Genomic DNA, 24,984 nt, shown 5'->3' with positions numbered 1-24,984 from the left:
TCGGCGACGGGCGGTGAAAACGATCATTTACGCAGGATGTAGACCCGCACCCCGTCCACGCCGGGGATCACGTTGTAATGGCGAATCTGCGAAAAGCCCAGGCGCCGGAACTCACGCTCCAGGGCCTGGGTGCTGCCGAAGCCCGGGCCGCTGGGATGGGGATCGGAGCCGCAAGGGCAGGGGACGGGGGCTTCAGGCGCGGAGCTCGAATGGTCCACGCGGGTGAAGAGAATCACACTGTCGCGGGTCACCGGAATCCATTGGTTCAGCAGGTTGATGTTCTTCCGGTTGCAGGCAGTGCGCGGGATTTCCGGTAGTAGCAGGCAATCGACCGCACCTTTGCGCAACTCTGCGTGCTCCTGAGGTGCGGGAAGGTCCCTGATCCGTCGCTGCATCGCTTCGGGCAGCTTGCGATGGGCTTCGGCCAGCGAGTCGGCGGATGGGCAGGTCGCTACGATGATGCGGTTGCTGTGTTCCAGCAGGACCGGCCAGGCGTCACCGGGAGACTGCGAAACCTCCAGCATCAGGATCGGCTCTTCGGCCATGCGCAGGGCCAGGCGCAGCAGACGCTTCTGCCGCCACTGCCGAAGCCGCTGGCAAAGACCCGCGCCGAGCGAGCGGCCAGGGTGGGCGGCGCGGTCGTGGTGGGCGGCGGAGGCGAACAGTCGTTGGGGGTCGTTCATGGGCGCGGACTCGTCAGTTACCGCCATTGTCGAGTCTCGCGATCAAGGTCTCGTCAAGGACATGTGAAAAAGACGTGGAGCCGCGCCAGCGTGTGCCAGTTCCGTGTACTGGGACGGGTCGACTCCGGGTCGCCGGCAATTCACGAAACCGGCAGTTTTATTTGACGATTTCTTTTCCTTTCACCTTGTAGTTTCCCATCCCTGCCGCCGGCAACGGCATTGAGCTGCGCTGCACCGTGCCGCGCAGGAAGGACTTCTACAAGGGACACCCCATGCAATTTTTCCGCTCGGCTCCAACGCGCTTCCTGGCGCTGGTCGCCTTGCTCTGGCTGATCGTCTTCTTCCTGACCCGCCTGGTCCTTCTGGTGAGCCACCTGCCCGAGGTGGGCGCGGGCCACGTGGGCGTCTTTGCCATCGGCCTGTTGTATGACCTGAGCTTCCTGGTCTATGCCCTGCTGCCGATGGGCGTGGTCCTGTTGCTGATGCCGGCGCGGGTCTGGCGCAGTGCGACCTGGCGCTGGTTGCTGGCGGTAACGCTGTTCGTCAGCGTCTACGTGATGCTCTTCACCGCGGTGGCCGAATGGCTGTTCTGGGACGAGTTCGGCGTGCGCTTCAACTTCATCGCGGTCGACTACCTGGTCTACTCGGACGAGGTGCTGAACAACATCCTCGAGTCTTACCCGATCGGCTTGCTGCTGAGCAGCCTGGCGGCCATTTCGCTGGTCGTGACCCTGGCACTGTCCAAGGTTGTTGGCCGCCTGCGCGAAGCCGAGGTGGCGCCCCTGCCTCGCCGTCTGCTGGGCTGCGTGGGTCTGCTGGCGCTGGCACTGCTGGCCGGGTTGCTGGTGGATCAGGACTCCCCGCGCGGCCAGGACGGCAACACCTATGCCCGCGAGCTGGCAAGCAATGGGCCCTACCAGTTCTTCGCAGCCTTCCGAAACAACGAGCTGGACTACCCGCAGTTCTACGCCACCCTGCCGGCGCAACAGGTGACTCGGCAGATTCGTGCCGAACTGGCCGAACCCGGCGCCCGCTTCACCAGTGATGATCCGATGGACATTCGCCGCAGCATCGCCAGCGAAGGGACGCCCAAGCGCTACAACATCGTCCTGGTGACCATCGAGAGCCTGAGCGCCAAGTACCTGGGCAGCAACGGCGATGGCCGCAACCTCACCCCCAACCTCGACGAGCTGCGCCGCAACAGCCTCTACTTCAACAACTTCTACGCCACCGGTACCCGTACCGACCGCGGCCTGGAAGCCATCACCCTGTCGATCCCGCCGACGCCGGGCCGCTCCATCGTCAAGCGCGTTGGCCGCGAGAGCGGTTTCGCCAGCCTCGGCCAGCAACTGAAGAACGTCGGCTACGATGCCGTGTTCCTGTACGGCGGACGTGGCTACTTCGACAACATGAATGCCTTCTTCGGCGGCAACGGCTACCGCATCGTCGACCAGTCCAGCGTCCAGGAGTCGGATATCCACTTCAAGAACGCCTGGGGCATGAGCGACGAAGACCTCTACGCCCAGGCCATCAAGCTGGCGGACGAAGACCATGCACGCCAGCAGCCGTTCCTGTTGCAGCTGATGACGACTTCGAACCACCGCCCGTACACCTACCCGGACGGCCGCATCGACATTCCCTCCGGCGAGGGGCGCGATGGCGCGGTGAAGTACACCGACTACGCCATCGGTCAGTTCCTCAAGGCGGCGAAGGGCAAGCCCTGGTTCGACAACACCCTGTTCGTGTTCGTCGCCGACCACACGGCAGGCAGCGCCGGCAAGGAAGACCTGCCGGTGGCGAACTACCAGATTCCGCTGTTCATCTATGCGCCCAAGCTGCTGCCGGCCGGTGAGCGCGGCGAGCTGGCGAGCCAGCTGGATCTGGCCCCGAGCCTGCTGTCGATCCTCAACCTGAACTACACCTCGACCTTCTATGGGCGCAACCTGATGGTGCCGAACGCGCTGCCTCCGCGCGTGGTGATCGGCAACTACCAGCACCTGGGCCTGTTCGACGGCCAGGACCTGGCGATTCTCAGCCCGCGTGGCGAACTGCGCCGGCATAACCAGGCGCTGGGTGCGAGCACGGAGGTGACGGCAAAGTCCGACGACCCGCTGGTGGACCGGGCGATCAGCTACTACCAGTCGGCGAGCTACGGCTTCACCCACCACCTGCTGGACTGGAAATAGGAGGCCGGGCAACGAAGCCGGCGCTGTCGCAGCGGCCCTGAGCGCTTCACGCCTGTCCCTTGGTTTGTGCGCTGCCGTGCAGTTCGCAGCGCCTGCCAGCCGTGGGCTGAGCGACCCTTTGTCGCCTCGCGTCGAGCGGCGCCCGCCAGCGTCTTTACTGGCACAGAGAACCTGTCGTTCAGCGAGGCCTGCTTGATGAACAGCGTAGAGGTGGCCCCCGAGACCCGGGGTGTAACGGTGGAGCTGCTGTCCTCGGTCGACCTCGGCCCGGAGATCGACGGCATGGCGGGCCGCCAGCTGCGCATGCGACGGGTGACCCTCCAGCCAGGCGGCGTCTTCGGGCCGGTGCATGACCACGTGGATCGCCCTGGCACGGTGTTCATCCTGCAGGGCACCATCACCGACCATCGCAACGGAATCGCTACCGACTATGGGCCGGGCGTCGGCTGGCCCGAGGACCACACCACCACACACTGGCTGGAGAACCGCGGCAGCGTCACCGCCGTGGAGATTTCGGTCGATATCGTCCGGCTGGGCTAGGCCCGGCGTGAGGTGTTGCCTCGATCACCACCTGCAAGCGCTCACTCAATGGCATACACGAGGGACGACGAGCCACGCTCGCCGATCGGGAGGGGTGCGATGGACAAAGCCGAGAAGGGCACCTGGCAGCGGGTGCTGGAGCCGATCGACCGCATCACCGAAGTGATTTTCGGCCTGCTGATGGCCATGACCTTCATCGGCTCGCTGAGCGTGGCGACCTCGGGGCGGGAGGAGGTCCGCACGATGCTGATCGCCGCCCTGGGCTGCAACCTCGCGTGGGGGCTGGCCGACGCCGTGATCTTCCTGATGCGCACCTGGACCGAGCGCACCCGCAGCCGGACCCTGCTGCACCAATTGCAGCGCAGCGCCGACCCACGCCAGGGGCAGGCGCTGGTCGCCGCCGAACTGCCACCCCGCATAGCCACGGCAGTCAGCACGGACGGGTTGGAAATGCTGCGCCTGCACTTGCTGCGAGAAACCGTTGGAACTCCGCCTCTGGCGCGGATCGGCTGGGAAGACATCAAGGGGGCGCTGGCGACCTTCCTGCTGGTGGTGCTGGCGACCTTTCCGCTGGTCATTCCCTTCCTGCTGATCCAGCAGACCGGCCCGGCTATTCGAGCCTCAAACGCAGTGGCCCTGGTGATGCTGTTCCTCTCCGGCTGGATGCTCGCACGCTACTCCGGTGGCTCACCCTGGGCGGGCGGAATGGCGTTGGCGGTGGTGGGTACTGCGCTGCTGTTCGCCATCATCGCGCTGGGGGGCTGACACCCGGCGGCCGGATGCCAGTTCAGGTCGGCCTGGCTCCCAGTTCGGTAACCACCTGATCGACGAAACGGCGCAGCTTCGGTGGCATGCGGCGGTCGCTGGCATAGAGCAGATGGACCTGCCGCGCCGGCGCCTGAAGATCGGGAAACAGCTGCACCAGGCGACCCTGGCGAAGGTCTTCGGTAAGCATCATCTCGGCGCCCAGAATGATGCCCAGGCCATCGCACGCGGCGGCACGCTGTGCACGGGCGTCGTTGACCTGAAGCCGGCTGCTCTGGGCAAGCAATTGCAGGCTTTCACCCCCCAGCATCTGCCATCCCCCGGAGACTGACGGGGGCCAGGCGGTAAGCCCCAGACAATGGTGCCCTTGCAGATCATCGGGCGTCTGCGGAGTGCCGTGCTCGGCCAGGTAGGCAGGTGCTGCGCAGGCGATCAGTCGATAGGCCGTCAAGGGTCGGGCGACCAGGCTGGAGTCGTCCAGGGGGCCGATGCGGATCACCGCTTCGAAGTTCTCGTCGATCAGGTCCACCAGACGATCATTGAGCGACAACTCGATCTTCACGTCCGGATGCTGGCGCAGGTAGCGGCCCAGCAGTGGCATCAGGCAGTAGGTTCCGTAGGTCACCGGGGCGCTGATCCGCAACCGTCCGCGAGGTACCGCGAGATGATCCAGGGCCAGGGCATCCGCAGCTTCTGCTTCGGCCAGCACGCGCTTGCAGCTTTCATAGTAGTGCTGGCCGATCTCGGTCAGGCTCTGCCGGCGAGTGGTGCGGTTGAGCAGCTTGACGCCCAGGCGCTCCTCCAGTGCGCTGACATGCTTGCCGGCCATCTGCGAGGACATGCCCAGCGCCGCCCCGGCAGCCGAGAAGGAGCCGCTGTCGGCAGCCCTGACGAACACCGCCATGCTTTGCAGTCGATCCATGATTCGCTACCTGTGATTTCGACACTTCCAAATGAAGGCCGATATTTCAGTCATCTGATTTCAAATAGCATCCTGGCTTCCGGTCTGGCTGGCAAGCGCGGGCCGGTTCCCACTGCACTGGAAGCAAAGGAGTCAGGCGATGCGTATCGGAATCATCGGGGCGGGGTTCATTGGCCGCGCCATGGCGGCTCTCGCTGGGAGGAACGGTTGCGAGGTCATGCTCAGCAACTCTCGCGGGCCCCTCACGCTGGCCAGCAGCGCAGCTTCCCTGGGCTGCCGGGTCGGCACCGTGGAGCAGGCGGCGAGCTTCGGTGACCTGGTGCTGCTGGCCATTCCCTTCGGTCGTTACCCGGAATTACCGGTGGCAGCATTCGCCGGCAAGGTCGTGCTGGATGCCGGCAATTACTACCCGCAGCGCGACGGCCACTTCGCCGCGCTGGACAGTCGGCAAACCACCACCAGCGAGCTGCTGGCGCAACACCTCGTCGGTGCCAGGGTGGTCAAGGCGTTCAATGCCATCCTCGAGCGGGATCTGCTTGGCGATGCTCGTCCGGCCGGCGCCATCGACCGCCGTGCATTACCCATTGCGGGCGACGACTCGCAGGCCAAGCAGGCGGTCAGCGATCTGCATGAGCGCCTGGGCTACGACGTGGTCGATGCCGGCGCCCTGGCCGAGGGACGGCGATTCGAGCGTGCGCGCCCGGCTTATTGCAGACGCCTGGATAGCGTTGGCCTGCGCGCCGCGCTGGCCGATGACGGCCCCGACCAGGTTGAAGGCAGCTGGCGTGAATGAACACGGGATGCGGCTCCGGCAGGGAGCCGCCTCCTCAAGGACACAATCGATCGTCAGCAGGGCAGAGGAGTGCCAAACCGTGACAACGACTGACCGGAACCTGTTGCGCCTGGGCCTGTTGATCCCGCTCTGGCTTTTCGCGGGGGTGACGCTGACCTCGCTGGGCTATCCCGGCTACAGCCACCTCGACCAGGCGCTGAGTCAGCTGGGGGCGGCAGGCGCACCCACGCAAGGCTATTCCGCCTGGGTGAACAACTTCCCGCTGGGGCTGTTGTTCGTGCTTTTCGCCGTGGGGGTGGCGCGACGTTTCGCGGGTTCCCGCCTGGCCCTGTGCAGCGCCGCCTTGATAGCGCTGCACGGCGTGGCGAGTTTCGCGACCGGCTACTTCTCCTGCGATCAGGGTTGCGCACCGCTACAGCCTTCGGCGTCCCAGCAGATCCATAACCTGGCGGGACTGGTAATGTTTCTCTCACTGACACTGGCCAGCGCACTTTGGACGCTGCTGGGCAGCAGGTTGCTGTCCACGACGGCTTTCGGCTGGTTCTCGCTGCTCTGCGTGATGCTGGCTGTCGTGACCGTGGTGATGATGGCGAGGGCCTTCGTCGATGGGCACGGGTTCGGGTTGTTTCAGCGACTCAACTACGCCGTTTCCGTCATCTGGGTCGCCGGCCTGGCAGGGGTTGTTCTTCGCGATGAATCGCGAAGACCGGTGATCCGGCCAGGAGCGGCGTGACGGCACGGGCAATCCCCTGACGCGCACCGTCAGCGGGACTGCCGCTCCGACCTCACCTCAGAAGTCGGCCTTCAGGGTAACGGTGTAGTTGCGTGGGGCGCCATACTGGTTGCTCGCGTTCAGCCAGCCGATGGAGGAGTAGTACTTCTTGTCGAACAGGTTGTTGCCGTTCAGGGCGACGCTGAAGTTCTTGTTGATCTGGTAGCCCAGGCGCGCGTTCCAGATGGCGTAGCCGGATTGCTTGATATCGCCGACGCCGCCGGTGCCGCCGAAGTTGGTGTTGTAGTTTTCACTCTGGATGCTGGCGCCCGCGCCGGCGCTCCACTGGTTCAGCTCGCCCGGCAGGTTGTAGTCACCCCAGAAGCGCAGCAGATGGCGCGGCGTGTAGCTGTTGAAGGTGGAGCCGGATGACGAGGTGCCGTCGCCCGGATCGTTGAGGAACTTGGTCGAGGTGTAGGTGTAGCCGGCGAACAGCTGCAGGCCCCTGAGCACTTCGCCGCTGATCTCCGCGTCGAAACCTTCGGCGCGAACCTTGCCGCCGGCTACGTAGCAGTTGTCTTCGCCGTTCTGCCCGCACTCCGAGGCGTAGTCGTACTGCGCACGGTTCTCCTGGTCCACGCGGAAGATCGCGAAGCTGGTGTTCACCCGGCCATCCATCAGCTCGCCCTTCAGGCCGACCTCGTAGTTCGAACCTTCGATGGGCTTGAGCGCGGTGCTGTCCTGGGTCAGTTCGGTCTGCGGCTTGAAGATGTCCGTGTAGCTGACGTAGGCCGACCACTGGTTGTTCAGCTCGTAGATGAGGCCGCCGTAGGGGGTGAACTCACCGGTTTCCTTCGAATGCGCAGGGGCGGGCGAGGAGGTGGTGAAGCGGTTGAGCTCGTAGTCGTACTGGTAGTTGCTGGTGCGTCCGCCCAGGACCAGGGTCAGTGGCTCGGTCAGCTTGTAGCGCACCACGCCGTAGAGGCCGTTCTGGCGGATATGGCCCTTAGAGGCTCCGGCGTAGGTGGTGCTCAGCATCTCTTCTTCGCTCGGTTTTCGCGGAGAAACCGGATCGTAGATATTGATCGGCCCGAGGTTGAGCAGACCTCCCTGCACATCATCAGTCTTCAGGTCGCTGGCGTTGGCGCCGACCACCACCTGGTGCTCCAGGTCTAAGGCCCGCCACTTGCCGGCGAGGTTGATGTCGGCGCCCTGGTTGATGTTCTCGAAGTCGTAGAGATAGGCGCGCGACTGCATGCCGTCACCGCTGGCCGGGTCGACCGCGCCCCGGCCGAAGCTGTAGAGGATGTCGTTGGTCTCGCGCATGTAGCTGCCCGAGGCGTTCAGGCGCCAGTCAGCGTTGAAGTCGTGGGTGACGTCGGCGAAGTAGGTGGTCTGCTTGTTGTTCCACTTGTTCCAGTCCGCGCCGGTGAAGGTGGAGCGCCCCGCATTGACCGCGCTGCCGTCCTTGTTGCGCGGCAGGCCGCCGAAGGACGGTGTCGAATGCAGGTCTTCAACGCTCGCGCCGGCGGCAACCCGCGTATCATCGGTCAGGTCGTATTCGAGAATGCCGTAGAGCACGTTCTTGCGGCTTTCCGCGGTGTCGTAGAAATAGTCCCGGTCCTCGTGGGCGGCCACTACCCGGCCGCGCAGCCTGCCGTCTTCGGTGAGCGGAGCGCTGCCATCAAGGGTCTGCCGGTAGGTGTCCCAGGAGCCGGCGCTGGCGGTGAGCGAGAGCGACGGTTCGGCCTTCGGCCGTTTGCGCACGAGGTTGATGGCCGCACCGGGGTTGCCGCTGCCCTGCAGCAGCCCGTTGGCGCCGCGCAGCACCTCCACGCGGTCGTAGAGCAGCGTGTCGGAGGTGAAGCTGCTGCCGATGGCGTAGTAGCGGCGATCGAGGGGGACGCCGTCGTACTGGATGGTCTCCACCTCGAAGCCGCGCGAGTAGATGTACTTGCCGCCGGATGGGCTCTGGTAGGTGGTGATGCCGGTGGTGTTTTCCAGCGCCTGGTCCAGGGTGTCGAGGCGCTGGTCGTCCATCGCCTTGCGCGTGATGACGGTGACCGACTGCGGGATGTCCCTGAGGCGCTGGGTGGATTTGCCGATGGTGGCTTCGCTGGAGGTGTAGGAGCCGGAGTCTTCGGTCGTCGGCCCCAGGCCCTGTCCGGTGATGACCGTGTCGCTCATCGCCAGGGCTGCCGGAACTTCCTCCAGGACATAGCTGCCGCCCTGGTCCATCGCTCGCAGCCCGGTGCCAGAGAGCAGGGCGGCAAAGCCTGCCTCTGGCGAATAGCTGCCGTGCAGGCCGGCCGACTGGAGATGGGCGGTCTTGCTGGCATCGAAGGAGAGCGCGACGCCCGCTTCGCTGGCAAAGCGGCTGAGCACTTCGGTCAGCGAACCTGCGGCGATGTCGTACTGCCGAATGCTCTGTACCGCGCCGGGTGCCATGAGTTCTGCACTCTCAGCGACGGGAACGCCCACGACGGCGACACTGAAGAGGGCAGCCTGCACGTGAATGGCAAGCCGATGGCGAACGAATGGATACAGCATGGTCTCTCCCCGGTGGTGGTGACCCAGTGGGTCACTGATGCCGGAGTAGCCGAACCAGGGACGAAGAAAGTGCACGTTGATTGGAAAAATCTTTTCCCACCCCCACGCAGGCTTCAGCCGCGCGGAACCACGGTCACCCAATACCCCGTGCGATACACCACTGCGACAGGGAAGCTGCGTTCCAGGGCCCTGAGCGCGAGGTCGGTGTCGTCCAACGGGAAGGCGCCGGAAATGCGCAGGCCACTGATGCGCGGGTCGCACCTCAGCCAGCCGTGGCGGTAGCGCCCCAGCTCTTCCAGTAGCTCACCCAGTGGGCGGTCGATGGCAATCAGGCTGCCTTGTGCCCAGGCCCCCACCGCAGCGCTGTTGGCCTGCACGGGGGCGATATTCCCGGATGAAATACGGGTGTGCTGGCCGGCCTCCAGGCGCAAGGGGGCAGCCTGCCCCGGTACCGATATCTCGACCGCCTTTTCCAGCACCGCCACCTCGGTTCCGTTGCCCCAGCTGCTCACGCTGAAGCGCGTGCCCAGCGCCTGCACGGTGGCGTCGGCGCTGCGCACGCGGAAGGGTCTGCCGAGCCCATCGCTCGCGGTGCTCACCAGTACTTCGCCGGCACGCAGGAGAATCAGTCGCTGGTTGGCATCGAAGAGCACATCCACCGCACTGTCGGTGCCCAGTTGCATCTGGCTGCCGTCTGCCAGGGTGAAGTGGCGGCGCTCGCCAACGGCCGTCTTGTAGCCGGCGGTGTAGCGCTGGCGTGCGTCACTGTGCCATCCCAGGGTGGCCAGGCCGCCCAGCGAGGCGAGTACGACGAAGCTGCGCAGCACCTGGCGCCGTGACTGCCCGGCCGAGGCCAGAGTGGCCGCCGCCAGGCGACCTGGCACACGGGCCATCTGCAGGTTTACCAATTCGATGCGCTGCCAGGCGAGCTGGTTGATCGGGTCGGCCGCCAACCAGCGCTGCCAGGCTCGCTGATCACCGTCGCCCGGCGCCGCATTGGCCAGGCGTGCATACCAGCGGGCCGCTTCGCTGATGGCTTCTCGTTCATTGGGTTGCAGGGTGTCGCTCACAGGACGCCCGCCATGACCAGGCAGCAGTGCTCCATGGCCTTGGCCATGTACTTGTTCACTGTGCGTAGTGAGATTCCCAGTCGCTCGGCGATCTGCTGGTAGGTCAGCCCTTCGAGCTGGGAAAGGATGAAGGCCTGCCGGACCTTCTGTCCCAGTCCATCGAGCATCCGGTCGATTTCCAGCAGCGCTTCGAGCAGCAGGGCCTGTTCCTCGAGGGACGGCTGGACGGCTTCGGGAAGCAGCGCCAGCGCCTCCAGATAGGCGCGCTCCAGCGAGCGGCGGCGATACAGGTCGATGACCAGGCCCCGGGCGATGGTCTGCAGGTAGTGCCTGGGCTCGCGAATCGCCTCGGCGCTTCTGGCCATCAGTACACGCACGAAGGTGTCCTGCGCCAGGTCGGCCGCATCGGCGGAATCGTTGAGGCGCTTGCGCAGCCAGCCGCGCAACCAGCCATGATGGTCGCGGTAAAGCATCCCTACCGCCTGCAGCGACGAATCCCCCTGCATTGCAATCCCCTAAGAACAATTTGCAAACGACAATCGTTATCAAATATACGGGATGTGGGATTGCTTGAAAACTGCGGGTTGGCGATCGTCCTTTTCTGCCTGACAGCGGCCTGATGCGAAGGGTTGCTTCAGGTCCCAAGCGGACCGTGCGCCCATGGACTCAGCCCGGGGACCGCCAATGCGAGTGCCGGCGCGCCATGGTCTGCATGGCCCGAGTCTCGCTCAGGGTTTGTCGCCCAGCCTGGCGAGCACGTTGGACGCCAGCACGACCACGCCTTCAGCCACAGGTACGGTCCCGACCAGCGCCAGCGCGACTGCCTGCGCATGAACGGGACGATACTTTCCGGGCATCAGCGGCGCCAGGAGCTTCGCGATGGGGATCGCGATCTGTTCACCCAGGCGCGGCGGTTGCTGCAGGCCTTCGCGGTAGTCCAGTAACAGCGAGGGTTGTGCGATCACCAGCGCTGCCAGTTCCATCGTCTTGAGGGCGTCCTCCAGCTCCCCCTTGATACGGTTGTAGAACACGGAGGACTTCCCGTCGGCCCCCACCGCGCTGACCAGCCCCACGCGCCGGGCGCCCGCCGCACATGCGGCCTTGGCCACGGCGAGATTGGCGTCCAGGTCGACAGCGCGGAATGCTGCCTGGCTGCCGGCGACCTTGATCGTGGTACCGAGCGCCAGATAGACCTCGTCAGTCTGTGGCAGCGCTGGCAAGCGGCTGAAATCGACGATGTGAACCTGAAGCTTGGGGTGGCTGAGGCTCAAGGGTCGACGACTCAGGGCATGCACCTCGCAGACAGAGCTGTCCGCCAGCAGCGCCTGGAGTATCTGGCCTCCCACCAGCCCCGTGGCGCCGGCCAGCAGCGCTTTGCGTTGATTGTCAGGTATGGACACGTTTGTGGTTCCTCAGCTCAGGCGCAGGGCATGTCGGGTGCTGTCGGGTGTCTGCCCGGTCCATTCCTGATATGCACGGTAGAAGGAAATGGGATCTTCGACGAAGAGCAGGAGGGCTATCTCCCCCGCCCGACAAGGCGGCTTCCACAAATAGTGGCGCGCGAGACTTTCGCGAGCGGCATAGGCCAGGGCTCGAAAGCACTTACCTTCGCCCTCGGGATACCCCCGCAGAGTACGCTTGCTCATACCAAGTCGCACGGAGGTTTTTCGATGGTCGCGGTGTTGCCTGGCAATAGCTCCAGCAGTACGACACGCACCTGCTCTGCCTGACAAGGTTGGAGCAGTGGCCGCACTGCTCAGCGGGCAGAGCGGTGCCTTCATCACCGGCAACGATTTCCCCATGGAAGGCGACGTCACTTCCTCCCACTGGTTCGGCGACCTGGCCCTCCAGTGATGGAGCCGGTCAGCCTGCCAGCTGTTTGGTCGAAAGCGGAGAGTCCGATGCTCCGCTGAGTCGTCGGGTGAGCGTGGAAGATTCGCGCTACCGCGTGCTTGCCTCTCTGCCTACCCATGAAGCCGAATGATCTGCGAGTGTCTTTTGTACGACTGTACAGAAACTTCTTGCGCGCCTCGTGGCTCGCTGCTAATAATTTGTACGACTGTCCAAGTGCGCTCTGCGGAGAATGTCTTGGCGGCCACGTTGAGGTCAGAACAACTAACAGAAGACCGCAGGAGCAACTTCGCTTCAGGCCTGTACGGTCGTACAAAAATAAAGTGTCTTGCGAGGTGTGGGATGAAGGAAAAGCAACCTGGGGAGCCATCCTCCGGCGTGACTCGTCGTGACCTGGTGAAGGGAACGATGGGGTTGTTGTGGGCGGGCGTAATGCTTGGCGGCCTGCCGCTGCCGGCCTTCGCCGAGCCGAAGAAGGGTGGGCGGCTGGTGTTCGGCCTGGCGGGTGCATCGACCACCGACAGCCTCGATCCGGGCCTGGCCGAAGACGACTTCATGATGCTGCTGAGCCAGGCGCTGCGCGGCAACCTGGTGGAGATCGACAGCAGCGGCAACGCCATCCCCGAGCTGGCCGAGTCCTGGGAGTCCTCGCCGGACGCCAGAATCTGGACCTTCAAGCTGCGCAGCGGCGTGCAGTTCCACAACGGCAAATCCTTCGTCGCCGACGATGTGGTGGCGACGCTGGACTACCACCGCAAGGACGGCTCCAAGTCGCTCTCCAAGTCGATCGTTTCGCAGATCGATGAAGTGAAGGTAGTCGATGATTCGACGGTGCGCGTCAGCCTCAAGGGTGGCAATGCCGACTTCCCGGTGCTGATGAGCGACTACCACCTGAGCATCCTGCCGCGCGGCGCCGACGGTCAGGTGGACTGGCGCTCCGGCGTGGGTACCGGCGGCTACATGCTCAAGGAGTACAACCCCGGCGTACGTGCCTACGTGGTGCGCAATCCCAACTACTGGAAGCCCGGCCGGGCGCATGTCGAGGAAGCGGAGCTGATCGCCATCGCCGACTCCGTGGCGCGGCAGAACGCGTTGCTCACCGGCAAGGTCAACGTGATCAACCGCGTGGAGATCAAGACCCTGTCGATGCTGCAGCGCAGCAACAAGGTGAAGGTCGCCGAGGTCACCGGGCTCAACCACGCCACCATGCCGATGATCGCCAAGATCAGCCCGTTCCAGGACAACAACGTACGCCTGGCGCTCAAGTACGCAGTGGACCGTGAGCAGTGGGTGAAGTCGATCCTGCGCGGCCACGGCAGTGTCGGCAACGACCACCCCATCGGTCGCCAGCAGAAGTACTTCAACAGCGAGCTCGCCCAGCGCCAGTACGACCCGGACAAGGCGCGCTTCTACCTCAAGCAGGCGGGGCTGGACAGCCTGGACATCAGCATCAGCGCCGCCGACGCGGCCTTCGCCGGGGCGGTGGATGCCGGCGTGCTGTTCGAGGAAAGCGCGCGCAAGGCCGGCATCAACCTCAAGGTGGTGCGTGAATCCAACGACGGGTACTGGATCAACGTCTGGTCGAAGAAGCCGATGTGCATGTGCTACTGGACCGGTCGCGCCACCCCGGACTGGATCTTCAGCCAGATCTACGCCAGCGGTGCGTCCTGGGGCGACACCCAGTGGAACAACGAGCGTTTCGACAAGCTGATGTTGCAGGCCCGTTCCGAGCTCGATGAGTCCCGGCGCAAGGCCATCTACTGGGACATGCAGGCGATGCTGCGCGATGAGGGTTCCACCGTGGTACCGATGTTCATGAACCACATCATGGGCATGGGCAACGACGTGGTCACTTCCCCCACCGTCGCCGGCGACATGGCGCTGGACGGCATGCGCGCCATCGAGCGCTGGTCGCTGGCGTGAAGCGGGAGAACGGGATGAGCAACCTCGACTGGCACTCGGTATGCGCCGACGACACGCGCAGCCTGCGCAACGTCTTCGGCACCTTCATGACCGGCGTCACCATTGTCACCACTCGCGAGGCCGACGGCACGCCGCGCGGCTTCACCGCCAACTCCTTCACCTCGGTGTCGTTGAGCCCGGCGCTGGTGCTGGTGTGCATCGCGAAAAGCGCCGGCAGCGTGGCGGTGTTCAGCGCGGCCGAACGCTTCGCCATCAACATTCTCGGCGACTGGCAGCGCGAGCTGTCCAACCGTTTCGCCGGGCGCTCTGCAGACAAGTTCGACGGGGTCGAACTGTTGTCCAGCGAGGCCGATGTGCCGTGCCTGGCCGACAGCCTCAGCGTACTCAGTTGCCGGCGCCACAGCCTGGTGGAGGCGGGCGACCATGTGATCCTGATCGGCGAGGTGCAGCGCTACCGCAGCAGCGTGGGTAGCCCGCTGGGCTACTTTCGCGGCAGCTACATCGACTTCGCCGAAGGCGCCAAGGCCATCCAGGTCGAGCGCGGCAGTGCACTCAAGGTCGGTTGCCTGATCGCCCGCGACAACGGCGTGCTGCTGATCCGCGAGCCAGGCCAGGAGCACTGGAGCATCCCCGAGGTGTTCTGGCACGCCGGAGTGAGCCAGAAGGCGGTGATCGACGAAGTGTTCCGCCGGGTCGGCCTGGTGGGCGAGGTGTCGTTCATCTACTCGATGTTCGAGGAGGCGGGAGATGACTTTACCCGCCTGATTTTCCGCGCGGACGCCAGCGGCGAGCTGGCTCCGACCGTCAGCGCGGGGCGCGACGTACGTGTCTTCCGTGCTGAAGACGAGCCCTGGTTGCTGGTCCGCGGCGACTACTGCATCAGCATGCTTCACCGCTTCTTCAGCGAGCGGCAGGCCGACAGCTTCGGCATCTATTGCGACACCGCCGATGGCGGACGAATCGCCGGCATCGCGGGCAAGCCCGTGCATTGGCTGGACTGGAAACACTAAGACCACTGAGTGGACAACAACATGGAATTCAACCATTTCCTCAGCTCCTACCTGCCCGATCCGGACGCCTCCGGCAAACAGCTCTACGAGCACATGGTCGAGCAGGCCGTGGTGGCGGAAGAGGTCGGCTACGCCGGCATCTCCATCCCCGAACACCACCTGATCAATATCCTGCTGGTGCCGTCGCCGCTGCAGATGGCGGTGAAGATCGCCGCGGTTACCCGGCACATCGAACTGGTCACCTCCATCGCCGTGCTGCCGATTCGCGACATGCGGGTATTCGCCGGCGAAGTGGTGCAGGCCGATGCCCTGTGCGACGGGCGCCTGGTGCTGGGCGTGGGACGTGGCGCTTTCAAGTACGAGATAGAGATGCTCGGCGTGCCGATGAGCGAGACCCGCGAGCGCTTCGACGAATCCCTGGCGGTGCTGCAGGCCCTGCTGACGCGCAAGGAAGTGAGCTGGGACGGCAAGTACTACCAATTCGGCCCGCTGACCGTGATGCCGCGTCCTGAAAGGGAAATCCCGTTGGTGGTGGCGAGCATGGCACCCGACGGCATCCAGGCCTGCGCACGTGAGGGCTTCTCTGTGCAGACCACGCCACTGAGTGGCGATCACCAGATGCTGCTGGACCAGGTCAACGCCTTCCGCCGTGGCAATGCCGAGGCGAAAGTAAGATCCGCCCGGCGCGCACGGCTCTCGCTGCAGCGTGCGACCTATCTCGCCCGCGATGAAGCCGACGCCCGCGAGAAGCTGCAACTGGCCTACGAGTACTACCGCCGCTTCGACAACGTGTTCACCGGGCCGGGCATCGTCCATGGCGGCGGCATCGAAGCGCTACCGCGCCAGCAGTCCATCGAGGAGCTGGGCAAGAACCTGCTGATCTGCACCCGCGAGCAGATGATCGACCAGCTCTCCGCCTATGCCGAGGCCGGCATCGACGAAGTGATCATGACCGCCAACTTCGGCCAGTCCCAGGCGGACAGCCTCGACATGATGCGGCGCTTTGGCGAGCAGATCATTCCGCACTTCAGTTCCCGCACCACTCAACCCGCCATGACCAAGAGGACCGGCTGATGCCACTGCTGACCGTAGAACTCTTCCCCGGACGCACCCCCGAAAAGAAACGCGAGCTGATCCAGGCGCTGACCGATACCTACCTCCAGGTATGCGGCGGAAAGGCCCAGGCGGTCACCATCCTGCTCAAGGAGGTGGATCCGGCTGACTGGGCGGTAGGTGGTCGCAGCTACGCAGACATCATCGCTGAAAACAAAGCACAGAACTGAGGAGGCGAACGATGAGCAAGGCAATCGATTGCGCCTATGTGGTGGACGGGCAGGGGCCCGCCCTGGTGATGGTGCACGGCATCGGCGCGCGCAAGACCGGTTGGGACAAGGTCACCGAGGCGTTGAAGGACAGCTTCACCTGCATCCGCTATGACCTGCGCGGCCACGGCGACTCGCCGCTGCCCACTGAAGACTTCGGCCTGGACGAGCTGGTCGAGGATCTGGAAGCCCTGCGGGCACGGCTGGGCATCGAGCAGATGCACATCATCGGTCATTCCCTTGGTGGGATGATCGGGCCGGCCTATGCGCACAGGTATCCGCAGCACGTGCTGAGCATCGGGCTGCTGTCCACTGCGGCGTTCCGCTCGCCGCAGGACAGCGAGAACGTGCGCAAGGTCGTCCGTGCCATGGAAGAGAAAGGCATCGGCCCGGTGCTCGATACCTTGACCCAGCGCTGGTTCACCGAAGCCTTCTGCGAGGCGCATCCGGAAGTGATCGAGTGGCGCAAGCAGCAGGTAATGGCCACGCCGGCCAAGGTGTTCCTCAACGTCTTCCACATCTATGCGGAGACCGAGATGGCGCCCTGGCTGCATGAAGTCCGGCAGCCGTGCCTGGTGCTCACCGGTGAGTTCGATGGTGGCTGCAATCCCGGGCTCAACCAGCAGATCGCCGACGCCCTGCCGCACTCCGAACTGGTGGTACTGGCGGACCTCAAGCACGCCATCCTGATCGAAGCGAGCGACAAGGTGGTTCCGCACCTGAAAGCCTTCCTGACGAAAGCCTCGCAGTAACGCCTGCCGGTACGCGGAGGAGGGTGGGCACGACCCAACCCTCCCTGCAACTGCCCAAAAAACAGAAAAACAACAATGCCCAACCGATCAGCAGGTCGACGACATGGCTCTGATTTATCCCATTCTCTTGCGGCGCATCCTTCTCGGAGTCCTGACCCTGTTGGGCGTCTCCGCACTCATCTTCGCGGCAGTCCAGCTGCTGCCCGGCGACATGGCGCAAAAGCTGCTCGGCCAGTCTGCCACCCCCGAGGCACTGCACGCCCTGCGCCACGAGCTGGGGCTCGATCAGCCGGCGCTGACCCGCTACCTGAACTGGCTGCTGGGTAGCCTGAAGGGCGACTTCGGCACCTCGCTATCCAACGGGCGGGCCGTGTCCGAACTGATCGGTCAGCGCCTGCTCAACACCCTGTTCCTGGCCGGCTACACGGCGCTGATCGCAGTGCCTCTGGCGCTGCTGTTGGGGCTGTTCGCGGCGCTCTACAAGGATTCGATCTACGACCGCGTGGTGAACATCATCTCGCTGGCGGCGGTGTCGCTGCCGGAGTTCTTCATCGGCTACATCCTGATCCTCTGGCTGGCGGTGAAGCACCCGCTGTTCCCTTCCATCGCGGACGTGCCGGCCTCGGCGAGCCTGCTGGAGCATCTGCAGGCGGCCTTCCTGCCGGCGCTGACGCTGACCCTGGTGATTACGGCGCACATGATGCGTATGACCCGTATCGCGGTGCTCGACCTGCTGCAGCTGCCCTATATCGAAATGGCCCGGCTCAAGGGCCTGTCGCGGCTGAAGATCGTCCTGCGCCACGCGCTGCCCAATGCCTGGGCGCCCATCGTCAATGTCATCGCGGTGAACCTGGCATACCTGATCACCGGCGTCGTGGTGGTCGAGGTGGTGTTCGTCTACCCCGGCCTCGGGCAGTTGATGGTGGACTCGGTGATCAAGCGCGACGTCATGGTCGTCCAGGCCTGCTGCTGCATCTTCGCGGTGGTCTACATCGGCATCAACCTGCTTGCCGACGTGCTGTCCATCGTCACCAACCCGCGCCTGCTGCACCGCAAGTGAGGGCGAGCCGATGAATGCCTGCATCACCACCTTCAAGCAGATGACCTGGACCGCCCGCATCGGGCTCCTGATCATCCTCTTCTACACCTTCCTCGCGCTGTTCGGCCCGCTGATCGCGCCCTACGGCGAAACCCAGATCGTCGGCAACGAATACGACCCCTGGAGCGCCGAGCACTGGCTGGGCACTGACGCCCTGGGCCGCGACATGCTCTCGCGGGTGATCTTCGCCGCGCGCAACACCATCGGCATCGCACTGCTCTCCACCGCCCTGGCGTTCTTCATCGGCGGCACCCTGGGGCTGGTCGCCGCAGCGCTCGGCGGCTGGGTCGACAGCGCCCTGTCGCGCCTGGTCGATGTGCTGATGGCGGTGCCGCAGCTGATCTGCGCGCTGCTGTTGCTGACCATCTTCGGCACCAGCATCGCCAACCTGGTGTTCGTCATCGCCCTGGTCGATGCCACGCGGATCTTTCGCCTGGCCCGCTCGGTGTCGCTCAACGTGGTGGTCACCGACTACATGGAAGTCGCCCGCCTGCGCGGCGAGGGGCTGTTCTGGCTGGTCGCGGTGGAGCTCCTGCCCAACGTCCGCGCGCCACTGGTGGCGGAGTTCGGCCTGCGCTTCTGCTTCGTCTTCCTGACCATTTCCTCGCTGTCCTTCCTCGGCCTGGGCCTGCAACCGCCGCTGGCCGACTGGGGCAGCATGGTGCGCGAGAACGCCTCGCTGATCTCCTTCGGCGACCTCACCCCGCTGATTCCCGCCGCCGCCATCGGCGTGCTGGCGATCGCCGTCAACTTCGTCGCCGACTGGTTCCTCGCCCAACGGCGATGAACGTCCGCCCCGTACTGTTCGAGGAAACGCAACATGAGCGAACCCTTGCTGAAGATCACCGGCCTGCGCATTGAGGCCGGCGGCACTGACGGCTGGAGCGAGATCGTCCACGGTATAGACCTGCAGCTGCAGCGCGGCAAGATACTCGGCCTGGTCGGCGAGTCCGGCGCTGGCAAATCGACCATCGGCCTTGCTGCCATGGGTTATACGCGTGACGGCTGCCGCATCAGCGGCGGCGAGATCCTCTTCGACGGCATCGATATGCGGCAGGTGCCCGAGGCGCAGCACCGCGAGCTGCTCGGCGCGCGCATCGCCTATGTCGCGCAGTCCGCGGCGGCGAGCTTCAACCCGGCGCACCGGCTGATCGACCAGCACTGCGAGAGCGCCCTGGAACATGGCCTGGTCGCCCGCGAGCAGGCACGTCGGGATGCGGTGGAGCTGTACTGCAAGATTTCCCTGCCTGAGCCCGAGGCCATCGGCGAGCGTTACCCGCACCAGGTCTCCGGTGGCCAGCTGCAGCGAATCATGACGGCCATGGCGATGTCCTGCCGACCGGATCTGATCATCTTCGACGAGCCGACCACGGCGCTGGACGTCACCACGCAGATCGATGTGCTGCTGACCATCCGCGAGTTGGTCCGTGAGTTCCAGGTGGCTGCGATCTACATCTCCCACGACCTCGCCGTGGTGGCTCAGATGGCCGACGAGGTAATGGTGCTCAAGGACGGCCACATGGTGGAGCGCGGTGATAAGCGCCAGGTGATTGCCCAGCCGCAGGCGGACTACACCCGATCGCTGTGGGCGGTGCGCAACCTGGCGTGCGAGGCGCGCCCGCCGGTGGCCGACGACCAGCAGCCGCTGCTGGAGCTGCGCGGCATTCGCGCCGGTTATGGCAACAAGCAGGTGCTGGACGATGTATCGCTGACAGTCTTCCCTGGACGCACGCTGGCCATAGTCGGCGAGTCCGGTTCGGGCAAGTCGACCCTCGGGCGTTGCATCACCGGGGCCTTGCCCAGCCGCGAGGGCAGCATCCTGTTCCGCGGCGCGCCGCTTGCCGGTCACTACGCCAAGCGCAGCCGCGACGAACTGCGTGCGATCCAGATGATCTACCAGATGGCCGACACGGCACTCAATCCCCGGCACCGCGTCGGCGACATCGTCGGCCGGCCACTGCAGTTCTATGGTGGCCTGAGCGCTGCGCGGCGCGACGAGCGCACCCGTGAACTGCTTTCCGCCGTAGGGCTCGAGCCGGGCCGCTTCATGGCACGGCGCCCGGGAGAACTGTCCGGCGGACAGAAGCAGCGTGTCGGTATCGCCCGTGCCCTCGCGGCGGACCCGGCAGTGATCGTCTGCGACGAGATCACCAGTGCTCTCGACCAGCTGGTGGCCGAAGGCATCCTGCGCCTGATCGACGACCTCAAGCAGAGCCTGGGCGTCACCTACCTGTTCATCACCCACGACCTGTCGGTGGTGAAGTCCATCGCCGACGACGTACTGGTGCTCAAGGCCGGTCGCGTCGTCGATTTCGGCGAAAAACAGCGGGTGTTCACACCACCCTGCGACAGCTACGTCACGCGCCTGCTCGACAGCATGCCGCAGATGGACCCGGACTGGCTCGACGGCCTGTCCCAACGGGGAGTGGCCTGAACTTATTTTCGCTCAAGGAGCAAACCCATGACCGCAACAACACGACAGGACTGGAGCGAGCGCGCCGCCGCGCTCGCCATCGAGGGCCGTTGCTTTATCGATGGCAGCTACTGCGCCGCGCGGGACCTGCGCAGCTTCGACAAGAACAGCCCGCTGGACGGCCGTAAGCTGGCAGCTATCGCCCGTGGCAGCGCGGATGACATTGACCGTGCGGTAGCCGCCGCGCGCCGCGTATTCAGCGCCGGGCACTGGTCGCGCATGGCACCAGTACAGCGCAAACGTATCCTGATCCGCTTCGCCGATTTGCTGGAAAGCCATGCGCAGGAGTTGGCCCTGCTGGAAACCCTCGACATGGGTAAACCAATCGCCCATGCCCTGGCCACCGACGTGCCCGGCGCGGCCAACGCCATCCGCTGGTCCGCTGAAGCCATCGACAAGGTCTATGGCGAGGTTGCCGCCACCGCCGAGGACCAGCTGGGGCTGGTCACCCGCGAAGCGGTGGGTGTGGTCGGGGTGATTGTGCCCTGGAACTTCCCGCTGCTGATGGCTAGCTGGAAGCTCGGTCCTGCGCTGGCCTGCGGCAACTCGGTAGTGCTCAAGCCGTCCGAGCGTTCGCCGCTGACAGCCATCCGCATCGCTGCGCTGGCCTGTGAGGCTGGCATTCCCGAGGGCGTGCTGAACGTGGTGCCCGGCTTCGGCGCCGAGGCCGGTGATGCGCTGTCGCGGCACATGGACGTGGATGCCATCGCCTTCACCGGCTCGACCGGTGTGGCCAAGCGGCTGATGGTCGCCTCCGGGCAGTCCAACCTCAAGCGCGTATGGACCGAGGCCGGCGGCAAGAGCCCGAATATCGTCTTCGCCGACGCCCCCGACCTGAGCGCCGCTGCCACCAGCGCCGCCTCCGCCATCGCCTACAACCAGGGCCAGGTCTGCACCGCCGGCTCGCGGTTACTGGTGCAGGAGTCGGTGCGTGAAGAGTTCCTCGAGCACCTGCGCGTGGCCCTCGCCACCTGGGCGCCGAACGATGCGCTGGACCCGGCCAGCCGTTATGGCGCGATGGTCGATGCGCAGCATCTGGAATCAGTGCAGGGCTATATCGCCAGCGGCCTGGAGGAGGGTGCCCGGCTGGTGGCCGGCACTGGCGAAGGCAAGGGTTGCTACCTGGCGCCGGTGGTCTTCGATGGCGTACGCAACGACATGCGCATTGCCCGCGAGGAAATCTTCGGTGCCGTGCTCTCGGTGATTTCCTTCGGGAATACCGAAGAGGCGGTGGCCATCGCCAACGACACACCCTATGGCCTGGCGGCGGCCCTGTGGACATCCAGCCTGTCGCGTGCTCATCAGGTCGCTCGTGCATTGCGGGCCGGCTCGGTATGGGTCAACCAGTACTCCGGCGGCGACATGACGGCGCCTTTCGGCGGCTTCAAGCAATCAGGCAACGGGCGAGATCGCTCGCTGCACGCTTTCGACAAGTACACTGAGCTCAAGGCGACCTGGATAAGGCTCTGAGCGAACTAACTTTTGACCATCACGGACGCGGGGCGGAATAATCCGCCCCGAATTGCCAAATCTGGAATCGGCACGCCATGGCGCAAGAGAAAGCGGCGCAACAGAAAGCGAAGAAAATCTACGACCCTGAACTGCGCCGCGAGGAAATCATCAAGGCGGCCTTTCTCTGCCTGAGCGAGGAGGGCTACGCCAAGCTTTCCGCGCGCAAGGTCGCGGCGCGCGCCGAGATGGCGCTGGGGCACATCAGCTACCACTTCAAGGACATGAACGAGCTGCTCGTGGAGGCCTACAAATACGCCTCGCATCAGCTCTACGAGGCCACCCGCGCGGGGTTGGTGGCCGAGCCTCGCACCTCGATGGTTCAGCTCGAAGTGTTCCTGCGCAGCGGCTTCACCGCCACCTTCCTGGATCGCAGCTACCTGTCGGTGCGTATCGACCTGTGGTCCGCGTCGCTGTTCCAGGAAGACATTGCCGACACCGAGCGCAAGCTCTACGCCATCTACCGTGAACGCCTGGTGGAGATCCTGCGCAGGATCGCCGAAGAGCGCGAGGTGGGCGCCGAGCGCATCGAAAAGGCTGCCGACGCCATCATGGCCATGCTCGACGGCCTCTGGCTGGACTGGCAGCGCCGACGGAACATGAAGGCCATCGAGCACGGCATCAGCGCCTGTCTCGACCTGGTCGCGTTCTACATGCCCGATAGTGCTCGGTAATCCTGGCCTAACGGTACCGAATCGTCTCACTCCAGTGGTGCTCCACTTTTAATCCGCTTCGGCGGGTTTTTTGGACCTACGCAAATCAGTGAAGGTCAGCTTTCAACTGTTGAGTTAATCGGTCGACGCCAGCCCGATCTAATTTCGCGGAGAGGAAACCTTTTCTGCGGCCATGGGCTGATAAAGAGCTGCGAGAGACTTGGCTTCGGCGCTCATGTGACCGGCGATATCGAGAAAGCGATAGGCCAGGTCGCAAGCCGGCGCGTGTCGCCCCAGTTCCAGCAGCAGTTCGGAGGCCATTTCGTCATTGAAGGAGGCGCTGCGGATGATGCGCAGCATTTCCTGATAGTTGAAGTTCATGGTGAGCTTCCTCCAAGGAGATGAGTCGCCGGGGCCGAAGCCCCGGCGTGGGTTTCAGAAAAGCTTGAGGAAGTTGATGTAGAACCTGGGGGCTTTTCCGTTATCGTCATCGAGCTCTTTCGCCGAGACCGAGCGGGTGAGCGGGAAGGCGATTTCCGGCGAGACATAGGTGTCCTTGAAGACGTTCAGGTGCGCACCAATGCCGGTGGAGGAAAGGCTTTCCGTACTCACCCAGCTGGGGTCTTCGCTCCAGACCTTGCCGAAGTCCCAGAAGGCGTAGTACTGGGTCGGCACTGCGTAGTCCTTGAAGGTATGGATGCGGTTGTACTGCAGCTCGGCCTTCACGGCGAAGCCGCTGTCACCGGTGATCTCGGATGGGTCATAACCGCGCCCGAACTCGCTGCCGCCCACCCCGAACTGTTCGGGACTGAGCAACGCCTGACCGAAGGAGGTCTGTGCCGTGGCAGCGACGTAGAGGTTCAGGCCGTCCATCACCTTCGACAGGTCCTGCAGGCGCTGGGCGTCCAGCTGGAGCTTGGTGAAATCGGTCTGGCCATCTTCGCGCGAGGGGTTGAGCCGGCTCTCGCTGCTCGCTCCCATGATCGCCAGCCCCTTGCTGATCTCGCCCTTGACCAGGTTCTTGCCGCCGTAGGCATCGAACCAGTCGTAGCTGGCCCCCAGCCGCAGCGCCCGGATACGGTCCTCGCTGGAGGGCGGCAGATCCTTGTCGTCCAGGTACTCGGAGGTGCCGTTGTAGTAGGTGAAGGCCGCGGAGGTCTTGAATGTCTCATCGCGCTGGCGAATCCACGGACGGGTAATGCGCACCGCGAAGGTATCGCCGGAGCTGTTGGCATTGAGGAAGGAATAGGTGTCGGCGTGGCCATCGTTGTGCTGGGCCAGGAAGCTGACGACATCGCCCCGGCTGCCGACCGGCAGCTCGTACTGGCCTTCGAAGAAGGTCATCTTGTTGCCTTCGATCGACTTGCCGGCGCGGACGCCCAGATGGTCCCCGTGCCCGGTGAGATCATTCACGCCGACGCCACCGTATACCTGCCACGGGCCGAAGTAGCGGCTGTCACGGTTGTCGAAGCCGAAGAAGCCTTCGTATTTGCGCAGGGCATTCTCGACGATCAGATCGGTGCCACTTTCTACAGGCGATGCCTGCAGGGTGCCGCGGCTATCGTTGCCGGACACATCATTCATCAGCAGCAGATTGCGCTCGATGGTCTTGCTGGTGGGGGGAATCTCCTGGCGAATATTGTCCGCATAGCGCTCCAGCGCCTTGTTGCTGGGTCCGCTGAAGGTGACCTGATTGACCTTGCCTTCGAAGACCTGGAGTACCAGGTTGCCGCCTTCCAGTCGTTGCGCCGGCACGATGGTCTTGGCCAGCAGGAAGCCTGCCTGGCGATAGCGGGCGGTGATGGTATCGGCAACGGCATGGACTTCGGCCAGGTTGACCGAGTGACCTTCCAGGCGTTTGAGCACCGCATCGAAGGTGTCGGGAGGATAGCTGCTGGCCCCAACCAGGGTCACTTTGCTCACTGGGAACCGGGCACTGGGAAACGCTTGGAGCTCCTGCGGTTCGGGTTCGGGAGTAACCACGGTGTCTGGTAATTCAAGGGTGCCAGGCATCTCGGTAGGCGAGGTACGCACGCCGGCCTTGTCGGGCATTTCTACCCGGCCGGGATTGAGTTGGCCCAAGGGGGCAGCTTGTAGCTGGGAGGCCAGCAGGAAGGCGGAGACGACTGCGATGGCCAGGCGGCTGAGGGAAGCAGGATGCGATTTCATGA

The 24,984-nt window shown here is 64.5% G+C and carries 23 protein-coding genes; 15 read left to right on the top strand and 8 right to left on the bottom strand.

Translation table 11 applies throughout. The annotated features are described in order from the left end of the window. Window positions 1–23: 23 nt before the first annotated feature. Window positions 24–683: a hypothetical protein gene (locus ACKI1H_RS23345; RefSeq protein ID WP_440466515.1), complete on the bottom strand. Its 660-nt coding sequence runs from the start codon at window positions 681–683 to the stop codon at window positions 24–26. 272 nt (window positions 684–955) lie between these two features. On the opposite strand from ACKI1H_RS23345, the gene ACKI1H_RS23340 reads away from it, so the two are divergent. The 3 genes from ACKI1H_RS23340 to ACKI1H_RS23330 all read left to right on the top strand — a co-directional run bounded on the left by ACKI1H_RS23340 (window position 956) and on the right by ACKI1H_RS23330 (window position 4,174). Beyond that, entirely contained in the window at window positions 956–2,869 is a 1,914-nt protein-coding gene (locus ACKI1H_RS23340; protein WP_440466514.1) for an LTA synthase family protein, read from the top strand. Between the two features lie 195 nt (window positions 2,870–3,064). After that, entirely contained in the window at window positions 3,065–3,409 is a 345-nt protein-coding gene (locus ACKI1H_RS23335) for a cupin (protein WP_138521575.1), read from the top strand. Window positions 3,410–3,508: 99 nt separating this feature from the next. After that, entirely contained in the window at window positions 3,509–4,174 is a 666-nt protein-coding gene (locus tag ACKI1H_RS23330; protein WP_440466513.1) for a VIT1/CCC1 transporter family protein, read from the top strand. Window positions 4,175–4,196: 22 nt separating this feature from the next. Here ACKI1H_RS23330 and ACKI1H_RS23325 read toward each other — a convergent pair whose 3' ends face one another. Continuing rightward, complete coding sequence (locus ACKI1H_RS23325) at window positions 4,197–5,096, bottom strand: LysR family transcriptional regulator (RefSeq protein ID WP_440466512.1); 900 nt, start codon at window positions 5,094–5,096, stop codon at window positions 4,197–4,199. Between the two features lie 139 nt (window positions 5,097–5,235). Between ACKI1H_RS23325 and ACKI1H_RS23320 the strand changes: the two genes are divergently transcribed. Next, window positions 5,236–5,889 (top strand): NADPH-dependent F420 reductase, encoded by a 654-nt coding sequence (locus ACKI1H_RS23320; protein ID WP_440466511.1) that lies wholly within the window; start codon window positions 5,236–5,238, stop codon window positions 5,887–5,889. A gap of 79 nt (window positions 5,890–5,968) precedes the next feature. Continuing rightward, window positions 5,969–6,622: a DUF998 domain-containing protein gene (locus tag ACKI1H_RS23315; protein WP_440466510.1), complete on the top strand. Its 654-nt coding sequence runs from the start codon at window positions 5,969–5,971 to the stop codon at window positions 6,620–6,622. A gap of 57 nt (window positions 6,623–6,679) precedes the next feature. Here the strand turns inward: ACKI1H_RS23315 and ACKI1H_RS23310 are convergent, their stop codons facing one another. The 4 genes from ACKI1H_RS23310 to ACKI1H_RS23295 form a co-directional block, all read right to left on the bottom strand. Beyond that, window positions 6,680–9,151: a TonB-dependent siderophore receptor gene (locus ACKI1H_RS23310; RefSeq protein ID WP_440466509.1), complete on the bottom strand. Its 2,472-nt coding sequence runs from the start codon at window positions 9,149–9,151 to the stop codon at window positions 6,680–6,682. A gap of 113 nt (window positions 9,152–9,264) precedes the next feature. After that, the gene (locus ACKI1H_RS23305; protein WP_440466508.1) at window positions 9,265–10,221 is read right to left on the bottom strand and encodes a FecR domain-containing protein; all 957 of its coding nucleotides are present in this window, start codon (window positions 10,219–10,221) and stop codon (window positions 9,265–9,267) included. Continuing rightward, complete coding sequence (locus ACKI1H_RS23300) at window positions 10,218–10,727, bottom strand: sigma-70 family RNA polymerase sigma factor (protein WP_440466507.1); 510 nt, start codon at window positions 10,725–10,727, stop codon at window positions 10,218–10,220. Before ACKI1H_RS23300 ends, ACKI1H_RS23305 begins: the two co-directional genes overlap by 4 nt. A 222-nt stretch (window positions 10,728–10,949) precedes the next feature. Next, a complete protein-coding gene (locus tag ACKI1H_RS23295) occupies window positions 10,950–11,615 on the bottom strand; it encodes an NAD(P)H-binding protein (RefSeq protein WP_218939109.1) in 666 nt (221 codons plus the stop codon). Between the two features lie 835 nt (window positions 11,616–12,450). Here ACKI1H_RS23295 and ACKI1H_RS23290 point away from each other — a divergent pair. From ACKI1H_RS23290 to ACKI1H_RS23245, 10 genes are all read left to right on the top strand, one after another. Then, on the top strand, window positions 12,451–13,995 hold the full coding sequence (locus ACKI1H_RS23290; RefSeq protein ID WP_440466506.1) for an ABC transporter substrate-binding protein: 1,545 nt from the start codon (window positions 12,451–12,453) through the stop codon (window positions 13,993–13,995). A 14-nt stretch (window positions 13,996–14,009) separates the two neighbouring features. Next, window positions 14,010–15,005 (top strand): flavin reductase, encoded by a 996-nt coding sequence (locus ACKI1H_RS23285; protein WP_440466505.1) that lies wholly within the window; start codon window positions 14,010–14,012, stop codon window positions 15,003–15,005. Between the two features lie 21 nt (window positions 15,006–15,026). Further along, window positions 15,027–16,079: an LLM class flavin-dependent oxidoreductase gene (locus ACKI1H_RS23280; protein ID WP_138521556.1), complete on the top strand. Its 1,053-nt coding sequence runs from the start codon at window positions 15,027–15,029 to the stop codon at window positions 16,077–16,079. Next, window positions 16,079–16,288: a tautomerase family protein gene (locus ACKI1H_RS23275; protein WP_440466504.1), complete on the top strand. Its 210-nt coding sequence runs from the start codon at window positions 16,079–16,081 to the stop codon at window positions 16,286–16,288. Before ACKI1H_RS23280 ends, ACKI1H_RS23275 begins: the two co-directional genes overlap by 1 nt. An 11-nt stretch (window positions 16,289–16,299) precedes the next feature. Next, complete coding sequence (locus tag ACKI1H_RS23270) at window positions 16,300–17,079, top strand: alpha/beta fold hydrolase (RefSeq protein WP_440466503.1); 780 nt, start codon at window positions 16,300–16,302, stop codon at window positions 17,077–17,079. Window positions 17,080–17,182: 103 nt separating this feature from the next. Continuing rightward, window positions 17,183–18,139 carry an ABC transporter permease gene (locus tag ACKI1H_RS23265; protein ID WP_138521550.1) on the top strand — a complete coding sequence of 319 codons (957 nt, stop codon included), beginning with the start codon at window positions 17,183–17,185 and terminating at the stop codon, window positions 18,137–18,139. A 10-nt stretch (window positions 18,140–18,149) separates the two neighbouring features. Next, window positions 18,150–18,965, top strand: coding sequence for an ABC transporter permease (locus ACKI1H_RS23260; protein ID WP_440466502.1), 816 nt, complete (start codon window positions 18,150–18,152; stop codon window positions 18,963–18,965). A 33-nt stretch (window positions 18,966–18,998) separates the two neighbouring features. Continuing rightward, complete coding sequence (locus ACKI1H_RS23255; protein WP_440466501.1) at window positions 18,999–20,612, top strand: ABC transporter ATP-binding protein; 1,614 nt, start codon at window positions 18,999–19,001, stop codon at window positions 20,610–20,612. Between the two features lie 27 nt (window positions 20,613–20,639). After that, window positions 20,640–22,121, top strand: coding sequence for an aldehyde dehydrogenase (locus ACKI1H_RS23250; protein ID WP_138521544.1), 1,482 nt, complete (start codon window positions 20,640–20,642; stop codon window positions 22,119–22,121). Between the two features lie 77 nt (window positions 22,122–22,198). Further along, on the top strand, window positions 22,199–22,834 hold the full coding sequence (locus tag ACKI1H_RS23245) for a TetR/AcrR family transcriptional regulator (RefSeq protein WP_138521542.1): 636 nt from the start codon (window positions 22,199–22,201) through the stop codon (window positions 22,832–22,834). 138 nt (window positions 22,835–22,972) lie between these two features. On the opposite strand, the gene ACKI1H_RS23240 is transcribed toward ACKI1H_RS23245, so the two are convergent. Both ACKI1H_RS23240 and ACKI1H_RS23235 read right to left on the bottom strand, forming a co-directional pair. Continuing rightward, window positions 22,973–23,194: a hypothetical protein gene (locus ACKI1H_RS23240; RefSeq protein ID WP_138521540.1), complete on the bottom strand. Its 222-nt coding sequence runs from the start codon at window positions 23,192–23,194 to the stop codon at window positions 22,973–22,975. 54 nt (window positions 23,195–23,248) lie between these two features. Next, window positions 23,249–24,982, bottom strand: coding sequence for a ShlB/FhaC/HecB family hemolysin secretion/activation protein (locus tag ACKI1H_RS23235; RefSeq protein WP_440466500.1), 1,734 nt, complete (start codon window positions 24,980–24,982; stop codon window positions 23,249–23,251). Window positions 24,983–24,984: the final 2 nt, after the last annotated feature.

Origin of the sequence: Pseudomonas sp. YH-1 (assembly GCF_051990045.1) — a bacterium.
GTDB lineage: Bacteria > Pseudomonadota > Gammaproteobacteria > Pseudomonadales > Pseudomonadaceae > Pseudomonas > Pseudomonas nicosulfuronedens.
The sequence above is the reverse complement of the archived record's forward strand: the minus strand, read 5'-3'. Positions and strand labels throughout refer to the sequence as shown.

Excerpts from the sequence above, each read along its gene's own strand:
- ACKI1H_RS23240 (WP_138521540.1), bottom strand. The coding sequence starts at position 23,194 with ATGAACTTCAACTATCAGGAAATGCTGCGCATCATCCGCAGCGCCTCC.
- ACKI1H_RS23345 (WP_440466515.1), bottom strand. The coding sequence starts at position 683 with ATGAACGACCCCCAACGACTGTTCGCCTCCGCCGCCCACCACGACCGC.
- ACKI1H_RS23330 (WP_440466513.1), top strand. The coding sequence starts at position 3,509 with ATGGACAAAGCCGAGAAGGGCACCTGGCAGCGGGTGCTGGAGCCGATC.
- ACKI1H_RS23260 (WP_440466502.1), top strand. The coding sequence starts at position 18,150 with ATGAATGCCTGCATCACCACCTTCAAGCAGATGACCTGGACCGCCCGC.
- ACKI1H_RS23250 (WP_138521544.1), top strand. The coding sequence starts at position 20,640 with ATGACCGCAACAACACGACAGGACTGGAGCGAGCGCGCCGCCGCGCTC.
- ACKI1H_RS23235 (WP_440466500.1), bottom strand. The coding sequence starts at position 24,982 with ATGAAATCGCATCCTGCTTCCCTCAGCCGCCTGGCCATCGCAGTCGTC.
- ACKI1H_RS23275 (WP_440466504.1), top strand. The coding sequence starts at position 16,079 with ATGCCACTGCTGACCGTAGAACTCTTCCCCGGACGCACCCCCGAAAAG.
- ACKI1H_RS23300 (WP_440466507.1), bottom strand. The coding sequence starts at position 10,727 with ATGCAGGGGGATTCGTCGCTGCAGGCGGTAGGGATGCTTTACCGCGAC.
- ACKI1H_RS23270 (WP_440466503.1), top strand. The coding sequence starts at position 16,300 with ATGAGCAAGGCAATCGATTGCGCCTATGTGGTGGACGGGCAGGGGCCC.
- ACKI1H_RS23255 (WP_440466501.1), top strand. The coding sequence starts at position 18,999 with ATGAGCGAACCCTTGCTGAAGATCACCGGCCTGCGCATTGAGGCCGGC.
- ACKI1H_RS23340 (WP_440466514.1), top strand. The coding sequence starts at position 956 with ATGCAATTTTTCCGCTCGGCTCCAACGCGCTTCCTGGCGCTGGTCGCC.
- ACKI1H_RS23335 (WP_138521575.1), top strand. The coding sequence starts at position 3,065 with ATGAACAGCGTAGAGGTGGCCCCCGAGACCCGGGGTGTAACGGTGGAG.
- ACKI1H_RS23265 (WP_138521550.1), top strand. The coding sequence starts at position 17,183 with ATGGCTCTGATTTATCCCATTCTCTTGCGGCGCATCCTTCTCGGAGTC.
- ACKI1H_RS23280 (WP_138521556.1), top strand. The coding sequence starts at position 15,027 with ATGGAATTCAACCATTTCCTCAGCTCCTACCTGCCCGATCCGGACGCC.
- ACKI1H_RS23285 (WP_440466505.1), top strand. The coding sequence starts at position 14,010 with ATGAGCAACCTCGACTGGCACTCGGTATGCGCCGACGACACGCGCAGC.
- ACKI1H_RS23310 (WP_440466509.1), bottom strand. The coding sequence starts at position 9,151 with ATGCTGTATCCATTCGTTCGCCATCGGCTTGCCATTCACGTGCAGGCT.
- ACKI1H_RS23245 (WP_138521542.1), top strand. The coding sequence starts at position 22,199 with ATGGCGCAAGAGAAAGCGGCGCAACAGAAAGCGAAGAAAATCTACGAC.
- ACKI1H_RS23325 (WP_440466512.1), bottom strand. The coding sequence starts at position 5,096 with ATGGATCGACTGCAAAGCATGGCGGTGTTCGTCAGGGCTGCCGACAGC.
- ACKI1H_RS23320 (WP_440466511.1), top strand. The coding sequence starts at position 5,236 with ATGCGTATCGGAATCATCGGGGCGGGGTTCATTGGCCGCGCCATGGCG.